Here is a 4,187-nt window from a genome sequence, read left to right on the forward strand (position 1 = left end):
GCTGAAAATTCGATTTGGAGAATTGGATGAGCAACTTACCGCGCGGGTCACTTCTTTATTAGCATTACCCCCCCAACAGTTAAGCCAATACCTGTTGCAATTATCTCAGGTATCCCGTGAGCAACTCTTAGCTCGATTTCCTATAGCCAGTCCTTAGATCGGCGTCAATGACGAACCGTGTGATCGCAGGTTGTTCCTATTCCCGTCAATTTTATCGGGCGCACGTCAATAGCCCCTACGGATGGACAACAAACAGTGCGATCGCCTGTTCTATTCCGGTCAATTCCATAGTGCGATCGCTCTCTTATTCCCAGCAAGCGCCAATCTTGTTCCCTCCCAGTACATTGCCAATTTGTTTAATATAAACTTCGTTATACTGGCGGTGATCGGTCTGATTCTTTAGAAACTGTATAACTTAATAATCATTTATACAAATAACCATGCCAGACGTACAGCTTCTTTCTCCCAAACAACTTACTCTCTCTATCCAACTCGACTTGCAAAAAATCCAACCTTACTGTGGTACACCCATAGCGGCTGTCTACGCAGATAGTCTGTTGCGAACCTTGAGGACTATTCGCGATCAGTTTCCCTTTGAACCGTTAACCGAAATCCTGATGGCTTTTTACGACGCGATCGCCTTTGAGAATCGCTGGATTAACTATCAGGCTAATCAGTATCAAGGGGTTCGCGATCTGCTCACCACTTTAGTTGATTCCCCCCTAAGTAATGAAGAAGTCGAACAAGCCATTTTAAAACTGGAAGATTTGGGCTTCGACACCCTGCCCTTTGGGATAGAATTTAACTCGGGTATTGAGCTAGGTAGCGATGAGGACTAAATAATATGCAAGCCAAGGATAGTCCTCAACATTTTCTTGATACCTCCGTTGTTCGTTCCCTGCTCTTAGGGACTCAAACTTATCAGCAGTATTTAAACTCCAACCTTGCCGAACGTCCCCTCTACATCTCCAACTACATCCAAATGGAGATGAAACGCAGCTATTTGATGAATATTATCTCATTCTACTTTGTTCTGCGCTTAGAAACGATTCAAACAATTGGCGACGCCATAACCTTTTGGAGTAATCGATTTAAGACCAGCCAACTTAAAGCTATCCTCCAGCTCGTTCCCCAACTATTCAGTACGCACCAACTCGACTTTAACCGTTCTCAAGATAAAGAAAAAGCCCTACAAATATTAGGACTCTATATCAAACGCTTTGAACTACTGCTGAGGAAAAAATATGCCAACATCGGACAGGATGCCACAGTTTGCACCCGTGCTGTTGTCCCACTCAAGGTTGAATTAAACAACCTGGCAGAAGGATTAAAGCAGTTTGCCGATGAGTTTGGCGATGTAGAAACCTGTCGAAGTCAATGTAAAATTGACGAATTTTTGTTAGATCGCTATCGTCAAGAGGTTGAATCCTATATTGAACAGGCATCCCAATTACCCAAAAATAATGAAACCCGGGGATTTATTAGAATTGTGGATAATTTAAGAGAAATCCTAGAACAAGGTGCAAAAGCCACCTCCTGCAAGCGGTGTGAAAAAATTGGAGACGCGGTTATTGCCTTAAATGCACCTCGCCAGATGCAGCTAGAACACACTGATAATTCCTTTGACTACTTATGTCCACCTATCCAGCAACCTCACCACAAGCACCCTTCCGAAAATCAGGTACTTACCGATAGTTCTGGCTAAACAACAGGAATAACTTAGAAGATGGTGCGATCGCAGCCTGATTCCCAGCAAGCGCCAATTTTGTTCCCTCCCCTTGAAGGGGAGGGTTAGGGAGAGGTCAGATCAAGACCAATCCTAAGATTTGCTAAACTATGAATTAACCATGACTTAGGGATGGACAATGGCTCCTGCTACTGATATTCACCAAAAAGCGATCGCGCTGATTGGACAGCTACCTCAGGACAAATTGATAGCAGTTGTGCAGCTATTGGAATTTTTAGCGCAGCCGCCTCAGTCGAGTACAGTTAGTCCCCAGGAAACCCAATTGCTTGAGGTGATAGAGAACCATATCTCTGAAGAGGAACAGGTACATCTAAACACATTACGCGATCGCTGTGAATGGGGTGAACTGAGCGAAGCGGAATATCAGGAACTAATAGGTTACGAAGATTTGTTAGAGGAGAAGCGAGTAAAACGATTAGAAGCCCTGATCCAACTAGCGCAGATTAGGAATATTGATTTAATCCGCTTAAACCAACAAATTCAGTTGAGATCCCAACCTTCCCATGCCGTCTGACTATGAACGAATCCCCACAGCACTGAGACAGGAAATCGCTCAACGGGCGAAGCATCGATGCGAATACTGCCGTTGCCCAGATGAATTCTCTCCTGACAGCTTTACCGTTGATCATATTAAGCCTCGACAACTAGGCGGAGCAACCACTACTGAAAATCTAGCCTGGGCGTGTTTCGGCTGTAATGGTCGTAAATACACCCGGACTGTTTATGCTGACCCAAAGACGGGACAAGAGATTGCCCTATTCAATCCTCGTCAGCAGAATTGGACAGAGCATTTTGATTGGAGTGAAGATTTAACTCAACTACTCGGTCTAACCCCCTGCGGTCGTGCAACCATCGCAGCACTTGCACTCAACCGTCCGGGAGTCGTAAATCTTCGACGCCTACTTATCTTAGCCGGACTGCATCCACCGAATCAGTGAACAGAAAGAATCCAAACGCTTACTATTTGAATGGATTGTAATTATTCATTGATGAGGTGCATCTCGCCCCTACCAGGATCGCCTGTTACCTTCCGGTCAATTCAATGGTGCGATCGCTCCCTGATTCCCAGCAAGCGCCAATCTTGTTCCCTCCCCTTCGAGGGGAGGGTTAGGGAGGGGTCGCGTCACGGTATTGCTTTATTGATTAAGTTTTGGGCGACCCGATAGTTTGTAGGGGCGGGTTTTACCGATAACCTGTAAGCCAAAACGGGTAACTTATGTAAACCCGCCCTGTTTCTAGCGTTGTTCATTAATGCAGGCATCTCGCCCCGACAAGGTGCGATCGCGAAATTTCTCCAACTCCGGTAAGATAGACAGCTACACTCGTAGACTATCCCCATGCCCCAATGACTCGATTTCCCCATGACCAATTTGCCAAGGACTATCTTGAGCAACTCTTATCCCCTATCGGAAACGTTCAAACCAGTCGCAACATTGCTGGGGAAGTGCGCGAGGTTGACGTTTTATTTATCCCCACCTCTATCTCAAATGACTACCTCCTCTCACTGGGACTTTTAGGGCGCTTCGCCACAACCTCCGCCGTCTTTGAACCCTTTCGCAACGCCGTTACCCCCAGTCAAATTCGCAGTTGTCTTTCTAAACTGTTTGACCTATATGCTGAATTAGAACGACGCGCCAGACGGGACTCTACTTCCCTGAACCCTAGTGAACTCCCCCGACTATGGATACTTACCCCCACCGCCTCAACCCCCTTACTCGATAGCTTTGGTGCCTTGGGTGACGAACAAAACTGGTTCAATGGACTCTATTTTCTCCATGAGGCGTTCAGAACAGCCATCGTCGTCATCCACCAACTCCCTCGTACCCCCCAAACCCTCTGGTTGAGACTTCTCGGAAAAGGCACAGTCCAACAACAAGCCATCGAGGAGATCACCGCATTACCCGAAGACAGCCAACGACGGCAGTTTACGCTAGAGTTATTGTATGACTTGCAAGCCAACTTACAAGCCAACCAAGACCAAAAATTAGACACAGAGGAGAGGGAGTTAATTATGGCGTTAGCACCCCTATATCGGCAACAACTGGATGCCGCGCTGCAACGAGGCATGGAACAAGGATTGCAACAAGGCATACAACAAGGTATACAACAAGGTATACAACAAGGACAACGACTGATTATCGAAAACCTCCTCCAGACTCGTCTGGGACAATTGACCCCCACCGTGACGGCTTTAATCACTCCCTTATCGGCATTACCCCCTCAGCAATTAACTCCGTTTCTCCTGCAATTATCTCAACTTGAAAACAGTGAATCAGGCATTCAACAAGCACAGCATTTCATTGTCGAAAATTTGCTGAAAATTCGATTTGGAGAATTGGATGAGCAACTTACCGCGCGGGTCACTTCTTTATTAGCATTACCCCCCCAACAGTTAAGCCAATACCTGTTGCAATTATCTCAGGTATCCCGTGAGCAACTC

6 protein-coding genes are annotated in these 4,187 nt (G+C 46.2%); all 6 read left to right on the forward strand.

The genetic code is table 11. From position 1 onward, the window contains the following. Nucleotides 1-167: 167 nt before the first annotated feature. On the forward strand, nt 168-365 hold the full coding sequence (locus RIC07_RS00030; RefSeq protein WP_446392721.1) for a hypothetical protein: 198 nt from the start codon (nt 168-170) through the stop codon (nt 363-365). 75 nt (nt 366-440) lie between these two features. Next, nucleotides 441-839, forward strand: a complete 399-nt coding sequence (locus RIC07_RS00035; RefSeq protein WP_446392722.1) for a hypothetical protein — start codon at nt 441-443, stop codon at nt 837-839. Nucleotides 840-844: 5 nt separating this feature from the next. Beyond that, complete coding sequence (locus RIC07_RS00040; protein WP_446392723.1) at nt 845-1,705, forward strand: hypothetical protein; 861 nt, start codon at nt 845-847, stop codon at nt 1,703-1,705. Between the two features lie 160 nt (nt 1,706-1,865). Next, nucleotides 1,866-2,261, forward strand: coding sequence for a hypothetical protein (locus tag RIC07_RS00045; protein WP_446392724.1), 396 nt, complete (start codon nt 1,866-1,868; stop codon nt 2,259-2,261). Then, nucleotides 2,251-2,685, forward strand: a complete 435-nt coding sequence (locus RIC07_RS00050; RefSeq protein ID WP_446392725.1) for an HNH endonuclease — start codon at nt 2,251-2,253, stop codon at nt 2,683-2,685. The genes RIC07_RS00045 and RIC07_RS00050 overlap by 11 nt, the downstream gene beginning before the upstream one ends. Before the next feature lie 407 nt (nt 2,686-3,092). After that, a partial coding sequence (locus tag RIC07_RS00055; protein WP_446392726.1) for a flagellar assembly protein H occupies nt 3,093-4,187 on the forward strand: 1,095 nt, incomplete at its 3' end.

The sequence above is a fragment of the Coleofasciculus sp. E1-EBD-02 genome (assembly GCF_040218245.1).
Taxonomy (GTDB): domain Bacteria; phylum Cyanobacteriota; class Cyanobacteriia; order Cyanobacteriales; family Coleofasciculaceae; genus Coleofasciculus.

Excerpts from the sequence above, each read along its gene's own strand:
- RIC07_RS00040 (WP_446392723.1), top strand. The coding sequence starts at position 845 with ATGCAAGCCAAGGATAGTCCTCAACATTTTCTTGATACCTCCGTTGTT.
- RIC07_RS00035 (WP_446392722.1), top strand. The coding sequence starts at position 441 with ATGCCAGACGTACAGCTTCTTTCTCCCAAACAACTTACTCTCTCTATC.
- RIC07_RS00050 (WP_446392725.1), top strand. The coding sequence starts at position 2,251 with ATGCCGTCTGACTATGAACGAATCCCCACAGCACTGAGACAGGAAATC.
- RIC07_RS00030 (WP_446392721.1), top strand. The coding sequence starts at position 168 with ATGACGAACCGTGTGATCGCAGGTTGTTCCTATTCCCGTCAATTTTAT.
- RIC07_RS00045 (WP_446392724.1), top strand. The coding sequence starts at position 1,866 with ATGGCTCCTGCTACTGATATTCACCAAAAAGCGATCGCGCTGATTGGA.